Annotated in this window: 9 protein-coding genes and 8 pseudogenes; 15 read left to right on the top strand and 2 right to left on the bottom strand. The window is 67.5% G+C overall.

The window, feature by feature from the left end:
- Positions 1–144 precede the first annotated feature (144 nt).
- The 6 genes and pseudogenes from infB (AD428_RS29090) to AD428_RS07455 all read left to right on the top strand — a co-directional run.
- A pseudogene (gene infB, locus AD428_RS29090) lies at positions 145–1,176 on the top strand (translation initiation factor IF-2); the annotation flags it as partial.
- Positions 1,177–1,234: 58 nt separating this feature from the next.
- Positions 1,235–3,270: pseudogene (gene infB / locus AD428_RS07475) on the top strand (translation initiation factor IF-2); the annotation flags it as partial.
- Between the two features lie 26 nt (positions 3,271–3,296).
- The gene (gene rbfA / locus AD428_RS07470; protein ID WP_053244709.1) at positions 3,297–3,698 is read left to right on the top strand and encodes a 30S ribosome-binding factor RbfA; all 402 of its coding nucleotides are present in this window, start codon (positions 3,297–3,299) and stop codon (positions 3,696–3,698) included.
- 37 nt (positions 3,699–3,735) lie between these two features.
- Positions 3,736–4,473, top strand: coding sequence for a tRNA pseudouridine(55) synthase TruB (gene truB / locus AD428_RS07465; RefSeq protein WP_053244708.1), 738 nt, complete (start codon positions 3,736–3,738; stop codon positions 4,471–4,473).
- A 10-nt stretch (positions 4,474–4,483) separates the two neighbouring features.
- The gene (gene typA / locus AD428_RS07460; RefSeq protein ID WP_053244707.1) at positions 4,484–6,307 is read left to right on the top strand and encodes a translational GTPase TypA; all 1,824 of its coding nucleotides are present in this window, start codon (positions 4,484–4,486) and stop codon (positions 6,305–6,307) included.
- Between the two features lie 192 nt (positions 6,308–6,499).
- A pseudogene (locus AD428_RS07455) lies at positions 6,500–7,923 on the top strand (M20 family metallopeptidase).
- A 27-nt stretch (positions 7,924–7,950) separates the two neighbouring features.
- Here the strand turns inward: AD428_RS07455 and AD428_RS07450 are convergent.
- A complete protein-coding gene (locus tag AD428_RS07450) occupies positions 7,951–8,577 on the bottom strand; it encodes a TIGR00730 family Rossman fold protein (protein ID WP_053244710.1) in 627 nt (208 codons plus the stop codon).
- Between the two features lie 52 nt (positions 8,578–8,629).
- On the opposite strand from AD428_RS07450, the gene polA reads away from it, so the two are divergent.
- The 3 genes and pseudogenes from polA (at position 8,630) to AD428_RS07435 (ending at position 13,212) form a co-directional block, all read left to right on the top strand.
- Positions 8,630–11,347 carry a DNA polymerase I gene (gene polA, locus AD428_RS07445; RefSeq protein WP_053244706.1) on the top strand — a complete coding sequence of 906 codons (2,718 nt, stop codon included), beginning with the start codon at positions 8,630–8,632 and terminating at the stop codon, positions 11,345–11,347.
- Between the two features lie 129 nt (positions 11,348–11,476).
- Positions 11,477–12,286, top strand: a pseudogene (locus tag AD428_RS07440) (ZIP family metal transporter); the annotation flags it as partial.
- A 137-nt stretch (positions 12,287–12,423) separates the two neighbouring features.
- A complete protein-coding gene (locus AD428_RS07435; protein WP_053244705.1) occupies positions 12,424–13,212 on the top strand; it encodes a dienelactone hydrolase family protein in 789 nt (262 codons plus the stop codon).
- Between the two features lie 27 nt (positions 13,213–13,239).
- On the opposite strand, the pseudogene AD428_RS07430 reads toward AD428_RS07435, so the two are convergent.
- Positions 13,240–14,606, bottom strand: a pseudogene (locus tag AD428_RS07430) (Na/Pi cotransporter family protein); the annotation flags it as partial.
- Here AD428_RS07430 and AD428_RS25995 point away from each other — a divergent pair.
- The 6 genes and pseudogenes from AD428_RS25995 to AD428_RS27615 all read left to right on the top strand — a co-directional run.
- Positions 14,607–14,684: pseudogene (locus AD428_RS25995) on the top strand (F0F1 ATP synthase subunit delta); the annotation flags it as partial. It abuts the pseudogene before it with no gap.
- A 28-nt stretch (positions 14,685–14,712) separates the two neighbouring features.
- Positions 14,713–16,254: a F0F1 ATP synthase subunit alpha gene (gene atpA / locus AD428_RS07425; protein ID WP_053244704.1), complete on the top strand. Its 1,542-nt coding sequence runs from the start codon at positions 14,713–14,715 to the stop codon at positions 16,252–16,254.
- A 97-nt stretch (positions 16,255–16,351) separates the two neighbouring features.
- Positions 16,352–17,257, top strand: coding sequence for a F0F1 ATP synthase subunit gamma (gene atpG / locus AD428_RS07420; RefSeq protein WP_053244703.1), 906 nt, complete (start codon positions 16,352–16,354; stop codon positions 17,255–17,257).
- Between the two features lie 43 nt (positions 17,258–17,300).
- On the top strand, positions 17,301–18,701 hold the full coding sequence (gene atpD / locus AD428_RS07415) for a F0F1 ATP synthase subunit beta (protein ID WP_053244702.1): 1,401 nt from the start codon (positions 17,301–17,303) through the stop codon (positions 18,699–18,701).
- A gap of 9 nt (positions 18,702–18,710) precedes the next feature.
- Positions 18,711–19,139, top strand: a pseudogene (locus tag AD428_RS07410) (F0F1 ATP synthase subunit epsilon).
- Positions 19,140–19,340: 201 nt separating this feature from the next.
- Positions 19,341–19,987, top strand: a pseudogene (locus AD428_RS27615) (hypothetical protein); the annotation flags it as partial.

Raw genomic sequence — 19,987 nt, 5'->3', positions numbered from 1 at the left:
CGCGCGCCCGAACCCGAGGCGCCCGCCGCGCTGTCCGGCACGCTGCACAAGCCGGCCGGCAAGCAGGCGCCCGCCGCCACCGCCGCCAAGAAGGATGCGAAGCCGGCCGCGCCGGGCTCCAAGAAGACCATCAAGACGGCCGAGGTGTCGTCCACCTGGTCCGAAGACAGCGCCCGCAAGAAGCCCGCGGACAAGCCCTCGGGCCCCGCGAGCCGTGACGGCTGGCGCGCCGGCAAGGGCGGCAAGGGCGGCCGCGGCGGCCGCAACCAGCAGAACGAGCGCCGCGCCGAACCGGCGCCGCAGGAATTCATCGCGCGCGAAGTGCACGTGCCCGAAACCATCAGCGTGGCCGACCTGGCCCACAAGATGTCGGTCAAGGCCGCCGAGGTCATCAAGCAGCTCATGAAGCTGGGCCAGATGGTGACCATCAACCAGGTGCTGGACCAGGAAACCGCCATGATCGTGGTCGAGGAACTCGGCCACACCGCCATCGCCGCCAAGCTGGACGATCCGGAAGCCTTCCTGGACGAAGCCGCCGACGTGAGCGAGGCCGAGGCGCTGCCGCGCGCGCCGGTGGTGACCGTCATGGGCCACGTCGACCACGGCAAGACCTCGCTGCTGGATTACATCCGCCGCGCCAAGGTGGCGGCGGGCGAGGCCGGCGGCATCACGCAGCACATCGGCGCCTATCACGTGGAAACCGAGCGCGGCGTGATCACCTTCCTGGACACCCCGGGCCACGAGGCATTCACGGCCATGCGTGCCCGCGGCGCCAAGGCGACCGACATCGTCATCCTGGTCGTGGCTGCCGATGACGGCGTCATGCCGCAGACGCGCGAGGCCATCCACCATGCCAAGGCCGCGGGCGTGCCCATGGTCGTGGCCATCACCAAGATCGACAAGCCGTCCGCCAACCCCGACCGCGTCAAGCAGGAACTGGTGGCCGAGGAAGTGGTGCCCGAAGAATACGGCGGCGACGTGCCTTTCGTGCCGGTGTCCGCGAAAACCGGCGACGGCATCGACGACCTGCTCGAGAACGTGCTGCTGCAGGCCGAGGTGCTGGAGCTCAAGGCCCCGGTCGACGCGCCCGCCAAGGGCCTGGTCATCGAAGCGCGCCTCGACAAGGGCCGCGGCCCGGTGGCCACGATCCTGGTGCAGAGCGGCACGCTCAAGCGCGGCGACGTGGTGCTGGCCGGCGCGAGCTTCGGCCGCGTGCGCGCCATGCTCGCCCGCCGCGCTGGTCGGCACGCTGCACAAGCCGGCCGGCAAGCAGGCGCCCGCCGCCACCGCCGCCAAGAAGGATGCGAAGCGGCCGCGCCGGGCTCCAAGAAGACCATCAAGACGGCCGAGGTGTCGTCCACCTGGTCCGAAGACAGCGCCCGCAAGAAGCCCGCGGACAAGCCCTCGGGCCCCGCGAGCCGTGACGGCTGGCGCGCCGGCAAGGGCGGCAAGGGCGGCCGCGGCGGCCGCAACCAGCAGAACGAGCGCCGCGCCGAACCGGCGCCGCAGGAATTCATCGCGCGCGAAGTGCACGTGCCCGAAACCATCAGCGTGGCCGACCTGGCCCACAAGATGTCGGTCAAGGCCGCCGAGGTCATCAAGCAGCTCATGAAGCTGGGCCAGATGGTGACCATCAACCAGGTGCTGGACCAGGAAACCGCCATGATCGTGGTCGAGGAACTCGGCCACACCGCCATCGCCGCCAAGCTGGACGATCCGGAAGCCTTCCTGGACGAAGCCGCCGACGTGAGCGAGGCCGAGGCGCTGCCGCGCGCGCCGGTGGTGACCGTCATGGGCCACGTCGACCACGGCAAGACCTCGCTGCTGGATTACATCCGCCGCGCCAAGGTGGCGGCGGGCGAGGCCGGCGGCATCACGCAGCACATCGGCGCCTATCACGTGGAAACCGAGCGCGGCGTGATCACCTTCCTGGACACCCCGGGCCACGAGGCATTCACGGCCATGCGTGCCCGCGGCGCCAAGGCGACCGACATCGTCATCCTGGTCGTGGCTGCCGATGACGGCGTCATGCCGCAGACGCGCGAGGCCATCCACCATGCCAAGGCCGCGGGCGTGCCCATGGTCGTGGCCATCACCAAGATCGACAAGCCGTCCGCCAACCCCGACCGCGTCAAGCAGGAACTGGTGGCCGAGGAAGTGGTGCCCGAAGAATACGGCGGCGACGTGCCTTTCGTGCCGGTGTCCGCGAAAACCGGCGACGGCATCGACGACCTGCTCGAGAACGTGCTGCTGCAGGCCGAGGTGCTGGAGCTCAAGGCCCCGGTCGACGCGCCCGCCAAGGGCCTGGTCATCGAAGCGCGCCTCGACAAGGGCCGCGGCCCGGTGGCCACGATCCTGGTGCAGAGCGGCACGCTCAAGCGCGGCGACGTGGTGCTGGCCGGCGCGAGCTTCGGCCGCGTGCGCGCCATGCTCGACGAGAACGCCAAGCCGGTGCAGTCGGCCGGTCCGTCCATCCCGGTGGAAATCCAGGGCCTCACGGAAGTGCCCGCCGCCGGCGACGAGCTGATCGCGCTGTCCGACGAGCGCAAGGCGCGCGAAATCGCCCTGTTCCGCCAGGGCAAGTTCCGCGACGTCAAGCTGGCCCGCCAGCAGGCCGCCAAGCTCGAATCCATGTTCGACAACATGGGCGAAGGCACGCAGACCCTCACGCTCATTGTGAAGACCGACGTGCAGGGTTCGCAGGAAGCGCTGGTGCAGTCGCTGACCAAGCTCTCCACGGACGAAGTGCGCGTGCAGGTGGTGCACGCCGCCGTGGGCGGCATCTCCGAAACGGACGTGAACCTCGCCATCGCCTCGCACGCCGTCATCATCGGCTTCAACGTGCGGGCCGAGGCCAGCGCCAAGAAGCTGGCCGAGAGCAACGGCATCGACGTGCGCTACTACAACATCATCTACGACGCCGTGGACGAGGTGAAGGCGGCCATGTCGGGCATGCTGGCGCCCGAGAAGAAGGAAGAGATCATCGGCCTGGTCGAGATCCGCGAGATCTACACCATTTCGCGCATCGGCAACATCGCCGGCTGCATGGTGCTGGACGGCGTGGTGCGCCGCGACGCCCAGGTCCGCCTGCTGCGCAACAACGTGGTGCACTGGACCGGCCATCTCGAATCGCTGCGCCGCTTCAAGGACGACGTCAAGGAAGTCAAGGCGGGTTTCGATTGCGGCCTGACGCTGCGCGGCAACAACGACATCCAGGTGGGCGACCAGCTGGAAGTCTTTGAAATCAAGGAAGTCGCGCGCACCCTGTAAGGTGTCGCGCGGGCATTATTCATTTCATGAGCCGTCACAAGTCCAAAGCCATCCCCGGCCGCAACCAGCGGCTGGCCGACCAGATCCAGAAGGATCTGGCCGGCATCATCCAGCGCGAGATCGACACGGCCCGCGCCGGATTGATCACGCTGTCGGGCGTGGAGCTGTCGGCCGATTACGCGCATGCCAAGGTGTACTTCACGGTGTTGGGCGCCGAGCCCGAGGCCGCGGCCGCCTTGCTGAACGAAAAGGCCGGCTGGCTGCACTCCCAGCTCTACAAGCTGCTGCACATCCACACCGTTCCCACCTTGCGCTTCATCCACGACGCGCAGATCGCCCGCGGCATCGAAATGTCGATCCTGATCGACCGCGCCAACCGGCCCGGCCCGCATTCGGGCGTGCCCGACGAACCTGAAGACCAGTCCTGACCGGGCTGTCGTCACTGCTTTTCTCCGGATTCCGACGATGGCTAAACGACGCGGGCTCGCGCTCGACGGTGTGCTGCTGCTCGACAAACCCGAGGGCTTGTCGAGCAATCATGCGCTGCAGCGCGCAAGGCGCTCCATGGACGCCGCCAAGGCCGGCCACACCGGCACGCTCGATCCTTTCGCGACCGGGCTGCTGGTGTGCTGCATGGGACGCGCCACCAAGATTTCCGGCGCGATGCTTGACGCCGACAAGGCATATCGCGCTACGCTGCAATTTGGCGAAGAAACCGATTCCGGCGACCTGACGGGCAATATCACCGCCCGGGCGGAAGCCGGATTCCATGTGGACGAGGCCGCGCTTGCCCAGGCGCTGTCACGTTTCACGGGCGCCATCTCGCAAGTGCCGCCGATGTATTCGGCGCTCAAGCGCGATGGCAAACCGCTGTATGAATACGCGCGCGCGGGCATCGAACTGGAGCGCCCGCCGCGGCAGGTGACGATCTACCGGATCGATCTGCTGTCGCTCGAGGGCAACCGGGCGGAGATCGACGTGGCATGCAGCAAGGGCACCTACATCCGCACGCTCGCCCAGGACATCGGGCGGGCGCTGGGTTGCTATGCCCACCTGGCGGCGCTGCGGCGCACGCACGTCGGGCCGTTTTCACTGGACCGCGCCGTTACGCTGGAAGCCTTGCAGGCCATGCCAGATCCCAAGCAGGCATTGCTTGCGCTGAACGAATTGCCGGCGGGCCTGCTGCCCGCCACCAGATCTTAAAGGACACGCTATGACTCGCGCCTTGCGCAACGTCGCCATCATCGCCCACGTGGACCACGGGAAGACCACCCTGGTCGACCAACTCCTGCGCCAGTCGGGCACCTTCCGCGAAAACCAGGCGGTGGCCGAACGGGTCATGGACTCGAACGACCTGGAAAAGGAACGCGGCATCACCATCCTGGCCAAGAACTGCGCCGTGGAATACCAGGGCACGCACATCAACATCGTGGACACCCCGGGTCACGCCGATTTCGGCGGCGAGGTCGAGCGCGTGCTGTCCATGGTGGACGGCGTGCTGCTGCTGGTCGACGCGGTCGAAGGCCCCATGCCCCAGACCATCTTCGTGACCCGCAAGGCACTGGCCCTGGGCCTGAAGCCCATCGTCGTGGTCAACAAGGTCGACCGTCCCGGCGCCCGCACCGACTACGTCATCAACGCCACCTTCGATCTCTTCGACAAGCTGGGCGCGACCGAAGAACAGCTCGACTTCCCCGTCGTGTACGCTTCCGGCCTGGCGGGCTATGCCGGCCTGTCGCCCGACGTGCGCGAGGGCGACATGCGCCCGCTCTTCGAGGCCATCCTCGAGCATGTGCCGGTGCGCGAAGACGATCCCGACGGCCCGCTGCAGATGCAGATCATCTCGCTGGACTACAACAGCTACGTGGGCAAGATCGGCGTGGGCCGCATCAACCGAGGCCGCATGCGTCCGGGCATGGAAGTCGCCTACAAGTTCGGCCCCGACGGCCAGGGCGGCCGCGGCCGCATCAACCAGGTGCTGAAGTTCCGCGGCCTGGAGCGCGTGGTGGTGGACGAGGCCCAGGCCGGCGACATCGTGCTCATCAACGGCATCGAGGAGATCGGCATCGGCTCCACCGTCATGGATCCGGTCGTGCAGGAGCCGCTGCCCATGCTGCGCATCGACGAGCCGACGCTGACCATGAACTTCATGGTGAACACCTCGCCGCTGGCCGGCCGCGAAGGCAAGTTCGTGACCAGCCGCCAGCTGCGCGACCGCCTGGACCGCGAGCTGAAATCCAACGTGGCGCTGCGCGTGCGCGACACCGGCGACGACACCGTGTTCGAAGTGTCGGGCCGGGGCGAACTGCACCTGACCATCCTGCTCGAAACCATGCGCCGCGAGGGCTACGAACTGGCGGTGTCCCGTCCCCGCGTGGTGTTCAAGGAAATCGACGGCGTGAAGTGCGAGCCGTTCGAGGCGCTGACCATCGACGTGGAAGACGCGCACCAGGGCGGCGTCATGGAAGAGCTGGGCCGCCGCAAGGGCGACCTGCAGGACATGCAGCCGGACGGCCGTGGCCGCACCCGTCTCGAATACCTGATTCCCGCCCGCGGCCTGATCGGCTTCCAGAACGAATTCCTGACGCTGACGCGCGGCACGGGCCTGATGAGCCACATCTTCCACGAGTACGCGCCCGTCAAGGAAGGTTCCATCGGCGAGCGCCGCAATGGCGTGCTGATCAGCCAGGACAACGGCGAGGCCGTGGCCTACGCCCTGTGGAAGCTGCAGGATCGCGGCCGCATGTTCGTGAGCCCGGGCGAGGCGCTGTACGAAGGCATGATCATCGGCATCCACAGCCGCGACAACGACCTGGTCGTGAATCCCATCAAGGGCAAGCAGCTGACCAACATTCGCGCCTCCGGCACGGACGAGGCCGTGCGCCTGGTGCCGCCCATCCAGCTTTCGCTCGAATACGCGGTGGAGTTCATCGACGACGACGAACTGGTGGAGATCACTCCCAAGTCGATCCGCCTGCGTAAGCGCCACCTGCAGGAGCACGAGCGCAAGCGCGCCGCGCGCGAGGCCGCGGCCTGAGGGCCGGGGCGGCAGCGCCGCCCGCTGCCCGCGCAGCAAAACGCCGGACGGCATCCGTCCGCGTTTTTTCGGCCGGATTCCGGAAGGCGCTCCGCCGTGCCCGCCGCTGGCATCCGCGCGCGAATTCACCGAAACTGGCGGGGCGGCCGGCCGTGCGCCGGCCTTCCATCATGCCGATCCGAGGGAGCCATCATGGGAGCGATTGAGACACTCGTGCCGTTCATCGATGCGCGCAGCGGCCGCTACGCCGAGCTGAGCGACCGCATCTGGAATCTTGCCGAATTGCGCTACGACGAGCACAGATCGGCCGAACTGCATATCGCCCAACTGGAGGCGTCGGGTTTCAGGGTGACGCGTGGCGCGGCGGGCATTCTCACGGCATTCGTGGCCGAGGCGGGCGCGGGCGGGCCGGTGATCGGCCTGCTGGGCGAGTACGACGCGCTGTCCGGCCTTAGCCAGGAAAGCGGCGCCTGCGCGTGCAAGCCCTCGGCGGAGACGCCCAACGGCAACGGGCATGGGTGCGGCCATCATCTGCTGGGCGCGCCGCGCATCTGGCGGCGGCGGCGGTGAAGGAATTCCTGGCCGGCAGCGGCTTGCCGGGCACGATCCGCTTCTACGGCTGTCCGGCCGAAGAGGGCGGCTCGGGCAAGACATTCATGGCGCGGGCCGGCCTGTTCGACGATCTGGACGCCGCCCTGACCTGGCATCCGGCTTCGCACACCGGTATTTTCCACCAGTCGTCGCTGGCCAATATCCAAGCCTATTTCCGTTTTCGCGGCGTGGCCGCGCATGCGGCCAATTCGCCCCATCTGGGACGCAGCGCGCTGGACGCGGTGGAACTGATGAACGTCGGCGTCAATTACCTGCGCGAGCACATGCTGCCGGAGGCGCGGGTGCACTACGCGGTGACCGACAGCGGCGGCATTTCGCCCAATGTGGTGCAGGCGCGCGCCGAAGTGCTGTACCTGGTGCGCGCGCCGCGCAATGCGCAGGCCGCCGAACTGTACGAACGGGTGGGGAACGTGGCGCGCGGCGCTGCCCTCATGACCGGCTGCGAACTGGAGGTCGTCTTCGACAAGGCATGTTCCAACTACATGCCGAACCGCGCCATCAGCCAGGTGATGTACGAGCAGATGCTGGCGCTGCGGGGGCCGGTCTATACCGAGGGCGAGGCGCAGGCCGCCCGGCGCATGTGGGGTGCGATTTCCGGGAGCGATATCGAGAACGCGGGCAAGAACCTGGGCGCCGTGCTGCGCAACCCCGAGCCGCTGTACGCAGGCGTGGCGCCCTACGATCCGGAAAAGCGCGAGATCAGCTACGGTTCGACCGACGTGGGCGACGTGAGCTGGGTCGCGCCGACCGCCCAGTTCTGGGGCGCGTGCTATGCCTACGGCACGCCTTTCCACTCGTGGCAGATGGTGGCCCAGGGCAAGATGCCGATGGCGCACAAGGGCATGGCGCACGCCGCCAAGATCCTGGCCGCCACCGCGGCGGAGCTGTATGCGCGGCCGGACACGCTGGCGCGGGCGCGCCAGGAGCTGCTGGACGCGCGCGACGGCCAGCCCTATGTCTGCCCGATTCCGGCCGACGTCGTGCCGGCGTTCATGCGGGCCTGACCTGGGCCGGTCCGCGCGCAGCGGCGTTCAGGCCGGCAGCGAGGGAGCGTACTGCGCGTCGGAAGTGACTTTTTCGTGGAACTCCACGACCCGGCGCACGACTTTGCGCGGGTCGTCCTCGATGGTGAACAATTCCAGGTCGTGGGCGCTTATCATGCCATTGGACAGCATGCTGTCGCCCAGCCATTGCACCAGGCCGGACCAGTACTCGGTGCCCACCAGCACGATCGGGGCGGGCGGCACCTTGCCGGTCTGGATGAGCGTGAGCGCCTCGAACAGTTCGTCCATGGTGCCGAAGCCGCCCGGCATCGCCACGTAGGCGAAGCTGTGCATGAAGAAAGTCGCCTTGCGCGAATTGAAGTACTCGAACGAAAGACTGATGGTCTGATATTCGTTGTTGTGCGCTTCGTGCGGCAGGCTGATGTTGAGGCCGATGCTGGTGCCGCCGGCTTCGAACGCGCCTTTGTTGGCCGCCTCCATGATGCCCGGCCCGCCGCCGGCGATCACCGCGAAGCCGGCGTCGGCCAGCGCCGAGGAAATGGCGACGGTGGTTTCGTAGTACGGTGAATTGCGGCTGACCCGCGCGCTGCCGAAGATGCTGACCGCCGGCCCGATATCCGCGAGCTTTTCAGCCGCGGTCCGTATCTCTGACATAATCAGCGGAATTTGTTTGCCGGCGGGTGTATCCATATCTGCCTTTGTAACCATGAAAAAAACCTTATTGCTGGTCGACGGTTCGAGCTACCTGTACCGCGCTTTCCACGCTATGCCTGATTTGCGCAATGCGCAAGGCGAACCGACGGGCGCGCTCTATGGCGTGGTGAATATGCTGCGCAAACTGGTATCCGACTATAAGGCAGAATATGCCGCCTGCATTTTCGACGCGCGCGGCAAGACCTTCCGGGACGATTTGTATCCAGATTACAAATCACATCGTCCGCCCATGCCCGAAGACCTGGCGGCCCAGATCGACCCCATTCACCGCGCGGTGCGTGCGCTGGGCTGGCCGGTGCTCGCCATCGAAGGGGTGGAGGCCGACGACATCATCGGCACGCTGGCCCGGCGCGCGGCGGAGCAGGACGTGCGCACCGTGGTTTCCACGGGCGACAAGGACCTCGCCCAGCTGGTGAACGCCGACGTCACGCTGGTGAACACCATGAGCGGCGAGGTGCTGGACGAAGAGGGCGTGCTGAAGAAGTTCGGCGTGACGCCCGACCGCATCGTCGACTATCTCATGCTGGTGGGCGACACCGTGGACAACGTGCCCGGAGTGACCAAGGTGGGCCCCAAGACCGCCGCCAAATGGATAGGCGAGTACGGCTCCATCGACAAGCTGGTGGAGGGCGCGGACCAGGTGAAAGGGGTGGCGGGCGCCAACCTGCGCGCGGCCATTCCGAATTTTCCGCTGACCCGCCAGCTGCTCACGGTGAAGTGCGACTGCGACCTGACCGGCCACGTGGACCGCATCGAAGACCTGGCGCCGCGCGAGCGCGACGTCGCCGCGCTGACCGAAATCTATGAGCGCTACGGCTTTCGCACCTGGCTGCGCGATCTCACGGGCGACCCCGAGCGCATTCCCGCGGGCGACGGGCGTGTGGCGGCCACGGCGCCGGCGGCCCCGGCCGAACTGGACTACCGCATCATCACCGACTGGCAGGCCCTGGACGACTGGATGGCGCTGGTCCGCGACACGCCGCTGGTGGCGCTGGACACCGAAACCACTTCGCTCGACGAGATGCAGGCGCGCCTGGTCGGCCTGTCCATGTCGGTGGCGCCCGGCGTGGCCTGCTACGTGCCCCTGGCGCACCGCGGCCCCGATGCCCCGCAGCAGCTGCCCAAGGCCGAGGCGCTTGAGCGGTTGCGTCCGTGGCTGGAAGACGCCTTCCGGCCCAAGCTGCTGCACCATGCCAAATACGATACCCACGTGCTGGCCAACGAAGGCATCGCCCTGGCTGGCATCGCCGAAGACACCATGCTCCAGGCCTACGTGCTGGAGTCGCACCGGGGCGTGGGCCTGAACGATCTCGCGCTGCGGCACCTGGGCCGCGGCGGCGTGTCGTACGAAGACCTGTGCGGCAAGGGCGCCAAGCAGATCGGCTTTGACGAAGTGGCGGTGGAAAAAGCCGGGCACTATGCGGCCGAGGACGCCGATTTCACGCTCCAGCTGCACCAGGCGCTGCGCCCGCAGGTGGCGGCCGATGCCGGTCTGGACCGCATCTACCGGCTGGAGATGCAGGTTTCCGCGGTGCTGACCACGATGGAGCGCAACGGCGTCAAGGTGGACGCCGAAGAGCTGGCGCGCCAGAGCCACAAGCTGGGCCAGGAAATGCTGCAGCTCGAGCAGAAGGCCTACGAACTCGCCGGGCAGCCCTTCAACCTGAATTCGCCCAAGCAACTGGGCGAGATCCTGTTCGGCCGCATGCAGCTGCCGGTGGTGCGCAAGACCGCCGGCGGTGCGCCGTCCACCGACGAAGAGGTGTTGAGCAAGCTGGCGCAGGACTACCCCCTGCCGCAGGTGCTGCTCGACTACCGCGGGCTGTCCAAGCTCAAGTCCACCTATACCGACAAGCTGCCGCGCATGATCAACCCGGCCACGGGCAGGGTGCACACGCATTATTCGCAGGCGGCCGTCATCACCGGGCGGCTCGCCTCGTCCGACCCGAACCTGCAGAACATTCCCGTGCGCACCGAGGCCGGCAGGCGCGTGCGCGAGGCTTTCATCGCCGAGCGCGGACTGCTGCTGTCGGCCGACTATTCGCAGATCGAGCTGCGCATCATGGCGCATGTTTCCGACGACCAGAACCTGCAGCGGGCCTTCGCGGCCGGCGAAGACATCCACCGCGCCACCGCCTCGGAGGTGTTCGGCATTCCGCTGGCCCAGGTGACCGCCGAGCAGCGCCGCGCCGCCAAGGCCATCAACTTCGGCCTGATCTACGGCATGGGCGTGTTCGGGCTGGCGTCGAACCTGGGCATCACCCGCGATGCGGCGCAGCAGTACATCGACCGCTACTTCGCCCGCTATCCGGGCGTGGCCATGTACATGGAAAATACCCGGCGCCTGGCCCGCGAACAGGGCTACGTGGAAACCGTGTTCGGCCGCCGGCTGCAATTGCCGGAGATCCGCGGCGCTTCCGGCCCCCGCCGCCAGGCAGCCGAGCGCGCGGCCATCAATGCGCCCATGCAGGGAACCGCGGCCGATCTCATCAAGATGGCCATGGTGGCCGTGCAGGACTGGATCGAGGCCGAGCGGCTGCAGACGCGCATGATCATGCAGGTGCACGACGAACTCGTGCTGGAGACGCCCGACGAAGAGCTGACCCTGGTGCGCGAAGCCCTGCCGCGCCTCATGTGCGGCGTGGCCACGCTGCGGGTGCCGCTGGTGGCCGAGGTGGGAGCCGGCAAGAACTGGGAGCAGGCCCACTGAGCGGGCGCCGGGGCCGTTCCTCCGCCCCGGAGGAACGGCCCCGGCGCCCGGCCATTTCCGCTTTTGGGGGCTGCAACAATATAATGTTGCGCTTTCCGCCTCCTGCGCCTTTTTTCCGGGCTTTTCTCCATGCTCCTCATCTGGGTCCTACTTGCCACCGTCGCCGGCGGCCTCATCGCCGTGCTCGTCGCCCACTGGCTGGCCTACAAGGTGTTCGCCAGGTATCTGCACCACATGGTGAGCCTGTCCGTCGGCGTGCTGCTGTCGGTGGCCCTGCTGCACCTGCTGCCCGAGGCTTTCGAGTCCGACGCCGCCGACGCGCACGTCTTCTTCGGACTGATGCTGGCGTCGCTCATCGGCTTTTTCGTGCTGGAGAAGATCGCGCTGCTGCGCCACAGCCATCACCATGAAGGCGACGGGCACCATCACCACAAGGGCCACGACCGCCACGAAGCGGGGCGCGGCGGCGTGCTCATCCTCATCGGCAGTTCGCTGCACAACCTGTGCGACGGCGTGCTGGTCGCGGCGGCTTTCCTGACCGATCCCGTGCTGGGCGTGCTGACGGCGGCGTCCATCATCGTCCACGAAGTGCCGCACAAGCTGGGCGACTTCGTGGTGCTCATCAACGCCGGGCTGGCGCGCCGGCGCGCTTTCTCGCTCATCCTCTTCTCCAGCCTGTGTTCAGCCGTGGGAGGCATAATAGGAGTCTTCGTGCTGCAGCAGGCGCAGGGATGGGTGCCGTACGTGCTGGTGGTTGCCGCCAGCAGCTTCCTGTACATCTCGGTGGCCGACCTGATCCCGCAGATGCACGAACGCATATCCCTCGCGGACGCCATTCCGCAACTGCTGCTCGTGGGCGTGGGCGTGGCGCTGATCTACAGCGTCACCACGCTGATGCACCATGGCCACGCCCACGGCGAGGCCGTGCATGCGGACGAGCGGCCGGCCAAGTGCACATGCACTGAACCGGCGGCGGTTCGGAAAGCGTCCCGGGCGTTTCGCCGCCACCGCCCGCGCGCCGCCAAGGCGGCATGCGCGGGCGGCCGGCGCCAGTGTCATTCCTACAGGAGTACGCCATGAGTTTTTCCGCCGCCGCGGGCCAGGTCGCGCCCACTGCCATACACACGGATGCCGAAGGGCTGGCGCACGGAGACTTCGCGCTCCCCGTCGCCGACGGCGCCATTTCGGCCTACTATGCCGCGCCGCAGGGGCAGAGCGAGCTGCCCATCGTGCTGGTGGTGCAGGAAATCTTCGGCGTGCACGAGCACATCAAGGATCTGTGCCGGCGCGTGGCCAAGGCGGGCTACCTGGCCGTGTCGGCCAACCTGTACGAGCGCCAGGGCGATGCCTCGGCCTATACCGACATTCCCAGGCTCATCGCCGAACTGGTCAGCAAGGTGCCGGACGAACAGGTGTTTTCGGATCTCGACGCCTGCGTGGCCTGGGCGGCCGGGCACGGCGGAGACGCGCGGCGCGTGGGCGTCACGGGCTTCTGTTGGGGCGGCCGCATCACCTGGATGTACGCCGCCCACAATCCGGCCGTGAAGGCGGGCGTGGCCTGGTATGGCAAGCTGGCCGTCGGCCACGGGCCGCTCATCAAGCGTTTCGCGCTGGACGTGGTCGACGAGCTGCACGGCCCGGTCCTGGGCCTGTACGGCGGCAAGGACGCGAGCATTCCGCTGGCCGACGTCGAAACCATGAAGCGCAAGCTCGCGCAGGGCAACGAGGCCGCCCGGCAGTCGGAGATCATCGTGTATCCCGAGGCCGACCACGCCTTCCTGGCCGACTACCGCGCCAGCTACCGGCGCGAGGCGGCCGAGGACGGCTGGAGCCGGATGCTGGCCTGGTTCAAGCGCTACCTGTAGCCGGGAGGGCCGGCGCCGCGCCGGCGATCAGTTGTCCGCTTCGCGCAGGCGGCTCGGCAGCAGTTCGCCGTGGCGGGCGAGCAGGGGGTAGGCCGATGCCCCCACGAGGTGCGAATTGATGCCCTTCATGTCGCGCAGGATGTCCAGGTACAGCGCGCCGACCTCGGCCGCGTCCACCTGCCCGGACTTGATCTTTTGCAGGTGCGCTTCGGCCGCCTGGCTCTCGATGGCCCGGAAGCGCGACTTCTCGCCGGCCAGCGCGCGCGCCTGGCGCAGGTCGTCGTTCACGAAGAGGGCGGCGGCCTGGCGCTGGTTGGCGATGAGCTCGCCCAGCGTCTCGTCCAGGCTGGCGCGCTGTTCGGGCGAGAGCACCCAGCCCTGCTTGCGCAGCTTGGCGATATGGCTGAGCAGACCATGGTGCGCGATGTCGCCGGCATGGCCGATGTTGCTCGCAAAGGCCAGGATGTCGTCCAGGCGCTGCTGGTCTTCGCGGGTCATGTTTTCCTGGTCCAGGGTGGCCAGGTAGGTCGTGATGGCGTTTTCCAGCTTGTCCAGCGCCGCGTCGAGCTGGCGGGCCTGCACCATGCGGTGCCGGTTGTCGCGCTTGAAACCGGCGCGCGCATAGAGCAGCAGCGTCTGCAGCATGTCGGCCATGCGCAGGGCCTCGCGCGCGGCGTTGCCCAGCGCCACCGCCGGCACGTCGTGCGCCCATTCGTCCAGGTACTGCGGACGCGACGGGTCGTTGGGATCGGCGCGCTTGGGCAGCCAGCGCGTCAGCAAGGCCGCGTAGGGCGTGAGCAGCGGCAGGAACACCAGTGCGATGAGGGCGTTGAACAGCGTGTGGAAATTGGCCACGGCCCGCGCCGGCTCGCTGGTCAGCTCGCTCATCATGGGCTGCAGCCAGGGCAGCACGAGCAGGCCGGCCAGCACGCCGACGATGCGGGTTAGCAGGTTGCCCAGCGGCAGCCGGCGGGCGGCCGGGTCGTCGCCCGTGACGCCTTCGATCATGGGGTTGATGGCGGTTCCCAGGTTGGCGCCCAGCACCAGCGCGAAGGCCACGTGCGGCGCCACCATGTGGTGCGAGGCCAGCGACATCACCAGCACCACCACGCCACGCTCGAATGCGCGGCCCAGGTGAACGCCGCCGAGAGCAGCACCGCCGCCACCGGCTGGGTCGCCAGGGCGTCCAGCATCATGGCCAGCATGGGGGCGTTCTGGAACGGTTCGAAGAGGCCCACGAGCTGGTGCAGCGACAGCAGCAGCAGGCCCAGCCCGATGAATACCCGGCCCAGGTCGCGCGTGCGGCCCGGCGGGTAGCGGCGGAACATCCACACGCCCACCAGGATGAGGATGGGCGCCAGGGCCGTCAGATCGAAGGACAGGAGCTGCACGACGTGTCGGTCGGCGACCAGGTGCTCGATACTTCCGTCAAAGCCCAATTGGCCCGCATGCGGGACACGCTCGCCGCTTGAGGCAACTTACAGGATTCCAGGAGTCATTATGCAACTCAATCCCTCCGAGATCAGCGAACTGCTCAAGAGCCGCATCGAGGGCCTGGGCGCTTCGGCTGATGTCCGCACTCAGGGCACCGTCGTCTCCGTGACCGACGGCATCACCCGCATCCACGGCCTGTCCGACGTGATGCAGGGCGAAATGCTCGAATTCCCCAACAACGTCTACGGCCTCGCGCTGAACCTCGAGCGCGACTCTGTCGGCGCCGTGATTCTGGGCGACTATACCGGCGTGTCCGAAGGCGACCAGGTCAAGACGACCGGCCGCATTCTGGAAGTGCCGGTCGGCCCCGAGCTGAAGGGCCGCGTGGTGAACACGCTGGGTGAGCCCATCGACGGCAAGGGTCCGATCAACACCAAGGAAACCGACATCATCGAGAAGGTGGCGCCTGGCGTCATCGCCCGCCGCTCGGTGTCGCAGCCGCTGCAGACCGGCATCAAGGCCATCGACTCGATGGTGCCCATTGGCCGCGGCCAGCGCGAGCTGATCATCGGCGACCGCCAGACCGGCAAGACCGCCGTGGCCGTCGACACCATCATCAGCCAGAAGGGCAAGGGCGTCACCTGCGTGTACGTCGCCATCGGCCAGAAGGCGTCGACCATCAACAACGTGGTCCGCAAGCTCGAAGAGCACGGCGCCATGGAATACACCATCGTCGTGGCCGCCTCGGCTTCGGATTCGGCGGCCATGCAGTACCTGGCCCCCTATGCCGGCTGCACGATGGGCGAATACTTCCGCGACCGCGGCGAAGACGCCCTCATCGTCTACGACGACCTGACCAAGCAGGCCTGGGCCTACCGCCAGGTTTCGCTGCTGCTGCGCCGTCCGCCGGGCCGCGAAGCCTACCCGGGCGACGTGTTCTACCTGCACTCGCGCCTGCTGGAGCGCGCCGCTCGCGTGAACGAAGAGTACGTCGAGAAGTTCACCAACGGCGCCGTCAAGGGCAAGACCGGCTCGCTGACCGCGCTGCCGATCATCGAAACCCAGGCGGGCGACGTGTCGGCCTTCGTTCCGACCAACGTCATTTCCATTACCGACGGCCAGATCTTCCTGGAAACCGACCTGTTCAACGCGGGCGTGCGTCCGGCCATCAACGCCGGTATTTCGGTGTCCCGCGTGGGCGGCGCCGCCCAGACCAAGGTCATCAAGAAGCTGTCGGGCGGCATCCGTACCGACCTGGCGCAGTACCGTGAACTGGCCGCTTTCGCGCAGTTCGCCTCCGACCTGGACGATGCCACCCGTCGCCAGCTCGAGCGCGGCAAGCGCGTGGTGGAACTGCTCAAGCAGCCCCAGTACCAGCCGCAGCAGGTCTGGGAACTGGCCGTCACGCTGTACACCGTGAACAACGGCTATCTGGACGACGTGGAAGTCGGCCAGGTGCTGGCTTTCGAGAAGTCCCTCAAGGATCAGCTCAAGGCCAAGCACGCCGCCCTGGTCCAGCGCATCGAAGACACCAAGGAACTGTCCAAGGATGACGAGGCCGAACTGTCCGCCGCCATCCAGGATTTCAAGAAGCACGGTGCTTTTTAAGTAAGTGACGGAGCGCGCGCCGCGGCGTGCGCCCCGTCCTTCGGATGAGGAGGGGCGCAAGCCCCGCCTCATCGGCCAGTCTTCACAGGAAAGCGCAATGCCCGGAATCAAGGAAATCCGAACCAAGATCAAGAGCGTGCAAAACACGCGCAAGATCACCAAGGCGATGGAAATGGTCGCCGCATCCAAGATGCGCAAGGCGCAGGAGCGGATGCGCGCCGGACGTCCGTACGCCAACAAGGTGCGCGAGATTGCCGCGCACCTGATGCAGGCCAACCCCGAATACAGCCACCCGTACCTGGTCGAACGCGAAATGAAGGCGGTCGGCGTGGTCCTGGTGACCACCGACAAGGGCCTGTGCGGCGGCCTGAACACCAACGTCACCCGCGTGACGCTGGCCAAGCTCAGGGAATTCGCGCAGCGCGGCATTTCCGTGCAGGCGACCGCGCTGGGCAACAAGGGCCTGGGCGTGCTGACCCGCATCGGCGCCAAGCTGGTGTCGCAGGAAGTGCAACTGGGCGACAAGCCGCAGCTCGACCGCCTGCTGGGCGCCATCAAGGTGCAGCTCGACGACTACCTGGAAGGCCGCATCGACGCGCTGTACGTCGCGACCACCCGCTTCGTCAACACGATGCGCCAGGAGCCGGTGTTCCTGCGCCTGCTGCCGCTGGCCAGCGGTTTGGACGATCCGTTCCAGACGGGCGCCGAAAGCCTGGCGCCGGCCGCCGAGCTGAAGACGCAATACAGCTGGGATTACATCTACGAACCCGACGCTCGTAGCGTGATCGACGACCTGTTGCAGCGTTACGTCGAAGGCCTTCTGTACCAGGCCGTGGCCGAGAACATGGCTTCGGAGCAGTCGGCCCGCATGGTCGCCATGAAGGCGGCGTCGGACAACGCCAAGAAGGTCATCGGCGATCTGCAGCTGGTCTACAACAAGACCCGCCAGGCCGCGATCACCAAGGAAATTTCGGAAATCGTAGGGGGCGCCGCCGCCGTCTGAGGCGAGGGGCATCCCGTCAAAAGCTATCAAGCAAGGAATCGACATGAGCAACGGAACCATCGTTCAGTGCATCGGCGCCGTGGTGGACATTCAGTTCCCCCGCGATCACATGCCCAAGATCTACGAAGCGCTCACCCTGGTCGACGAGGGTTCCTCGTTCGCCGAGAAGGGCCTGACGCTGGAAGTGCAGCAGCAGCTGGGTGACGGCGTGGTGCGCACCATCGCCCTGGGCTCCAGCGACGGCCTGCGCCGCGGCATGAAGGTCGCCGCCACGGGCGCCCCGATCTCGGTGCCGGTGGGCGCCGGCACGCTGGGCCGCATCATGGACGTGCTGGGCCGTCCCATCGACGAAGCCGGCCCCATCGAAAGCGACGAAAAGCGCGCCATCCACCAGGATGCGCCGGCCTTCGACGAGCTGTCGCCCTCCGTGGAACTGCTCGAAACCGGCATCAAGGTGATCGATCTGGTCTGCCCGTTCGCCAAGGGCGGCAAGGTGGGCCTGTTCGGCGGCGCCGGCGTGGGCAAGACCGTGAACATGATGGAACTCATCAACAACATCGCCAAGCAGCACAGCGGCTTGTCGGTGTTCGCCGGCGTGGGCGAGCGTACCCGCGAAGGTAACGACTTCTACCATGAAATGGAAGAGTCGAACGTTCTGGACAAGGTCGCCATGGTGTTCGGCCAGATGAACGAACCCCCGGGCAACCGCCTGCGCGTGGCGCTGACTGGCCTGACCATGGCCGAGAAGTTCCGCGACGAAGGCCGCGACATCCTGTTCTTCGTGGACAACATCTACCGCTACACCCTGGCCGGCACCGAAGTGTCCGCGCTGCTGGGCCGCATGCCTTCCGCCGTGGGCTACCAGCCGACGCTGGCCGAAGAAATGGGCAAGCTGCAGGAGCGCATCACCTCCACCAAGACGGGCTCGATCACCTCGATCCAGGCCGTGTACGTGCCCGCCGACGACTTGACCGACCCGTCGCCCGCCACGACCTTCCAGCATCTGGATTCCACCGTGGTGCTGTCGCGCGACATCGCCGCCCTGGGTATCTACCCGGCCGTGGACCCGCTCGATTCCTCCAGCCGCCAGCTCGACCCGCAAGTCGTGGGCGAAGAGCACTACCAGGTGGCCCGTGGCGTGCAGCAGACGCTGCAGCGCTACAAGGAACTGCGCGACATCATCGCGATTCTGGGCATGGACGAACTGTCGCCGGAAGACAAGCAGATCGTGGCGCGCGCGCGCAAGATCCAGCGCTTCCTGTCGCAGCCCTTCCACGTGGCCGAAGTGTTCACCGGCTCGCCCGGCAAGTACGTGCCCCTGGCCGAGACCATCCGCGGTTTCAAGATGATCGTGAACGGCGAGTGCGACGCGCTGCCGGAACAGGCCTTCTACATGGTCGGCTCGATCGACGAAGCCTTCGAGAAGGCCAAGAAACTGCAATAAGGAACCGATATGGCTACCCTGCATGTGGATGTCGTCAGCGCAGAGGAAGCGATCTTCACCGGCGAGGCGAAGTTCGTGGTGCTGCCTGGCGAGGCGGGCGAGCTGGGCATCCTGCCTGGCCACACCCCGCTGATTTCGCGCATACGCCCCGGGACGGTAAAGATCGTTCGTGCCGACCAAGGCGAGGAAAACATCTTCGTCGCCGGGGGCATCCTGGAAGTCCAGCCGGGCAGCGTGACGGTGCTGGCCGACACGGCCATCCGTGCGGCCGACCTCGACGAGGCCCGCGCCCTGGACGCGCGCAAGCGCGCGCCGAAGAGGCGCTGCGCAACGCCAAGGACAAGGCCGACATCGCTGTCGTCGAAGCCGAGCTCGCCATGCTCGCGGCCCAGGCCGCGGCGGCGCGCCCGGCTGCGCGAAGGCCGCCGCTCGCACTGAGCCGGCCCTCGCGGCATGCAAGACCGCCCTCGTGGCGGGTTTTGCTTTCGCGGCGGCGCCGATGCGGCCGCTGCGGCTCCGACCCGCCGCCGGGGCGCGTGCCCCTGCCGGCCTGCCGCAATGCGTGATCCACGAATGGATGCGGCGCGTGCGCAGCGGCGTAGCCTTGCCGCTGTTCATACGGAATAGGAGGCCAGGAGCATGCGCGAAATGCTGGATTGCGGCGTGCTGCTCGCGCCCGCCCACGTGGGGGCCATGCGGGCATGGATGGCGGGGCGGCAGCCGCTGTTGCCCCGCGTGCGGCTGCATGCGGTAGACCTGGGCGCGAACGGACGGCGCGCGTCCGGGCCGGCGGACGCCATTGCGCGGCTCGCCGTGGCGCTCAGACGCTACGATAGCTGCCTGCTTCCCGTCTCGGCGCCCTCGCTCGCTGGCGCGCACGGCGCTGGCCCAATGCCAGGGGCGCCTGGACACGCCCCTGCTGTTGCTGGTGCGGGAGCTGAAGGCGCCGCCATCGAAGACCTGCTGGCGCTGGGCGCGGCCGACTTCGTCACCGAGCCGGCATGCACGGAGGACCTGCGCGTGCGGCTCGGCCGTTGGGCGGGCGGCCGCCCGGCTTCTGCCGGCCGGCCCGCGCGCGATGCGCGGATGACCCGGTTTGCCTGCGGCGCCGGGCGGGGCGTGCGCGAGCCGGCGCCGCCGCGCTATGGCGCCCATGCCCAGGGAGCGCATGTTCCAGGAACTCATGTCCCGGGCACTCATACCCCGGAAATTCACTTCCCGGGCGCCTATCCGCCAGGGCCATATGAACCGGGGCCGAGTGGGGCCGGATGCGCACGGACCGGGCG

Source organism: Achromobacter sp. DMS1, from assembly GCF_001270295.1.
This window is presented reverse-complemented; position numbering and strand designations above follow the sequence as displayed.

Excerpts from the sequence above, each read along its gene's own strand:
- rbfA (WP_053244709.1), top strand. The coding sequence starts at position 3,297 with ATGAGCCGTCACAAGTCCAAAGCCATCCCCGGCCGCAACCAGCGGCTG.
- truB (WP_053244708.1), top strand. The coding sequence starts at position 3,736 with ATGGCTAAACGACGCGGGCTCGCGCTCGACGGTGTGCTGCTGCTCGAC.
- typA (WP_053244707.1), top strand. The coding sequence starts at position 4,484 with ATGACTCGCGCCTTGCGCAACGTCGCCATCATCGCCCACGTGGACCAC.
- AD428_RS07450 (WP_053244710.1), bottom strand. The coding sequence starts at position 8,577 with ATGTCAGAGATACGGACCGCGGCTGAAAAGCTCGCGGATATCGGGCCG.
- polA (WP_053244706.1), top strand. The coding sequence starts at position 8,630 with ATGAAAAAAACCTTATTGCTGGTCGACGGTTCGAGCTACCTGTACCGC.
- AD428_RS07435 (WP_053244705.1), top strand. The coding sequence starts at position 12,424 with ATGAGTTTTTCCGCCGCCGCGGGCCAGGTCGCGCCCACTGCCATACAC.
- atpA (WP_053244704.1), top strand. The coding sequence starts at position 14,713 with ATGCAACTCAATCCCTCCGAGATCAGCGAACTGCTCAAGAGCCGCATC.
- atpG (WP_053244703.1), top strand. The coding sequence starts at position 16,352 with ATGCCCGGAATCAAGGAAATCCGAACCAAGATCAAGAGCGTGCAAAAC.
- atpD (WP_053244702.1), top strand. The coding sequence starts at position 17,301 with ATGAGCAACGGAACCATCGTTCAGTGCATCGGCGCCGTGGTGGACATT.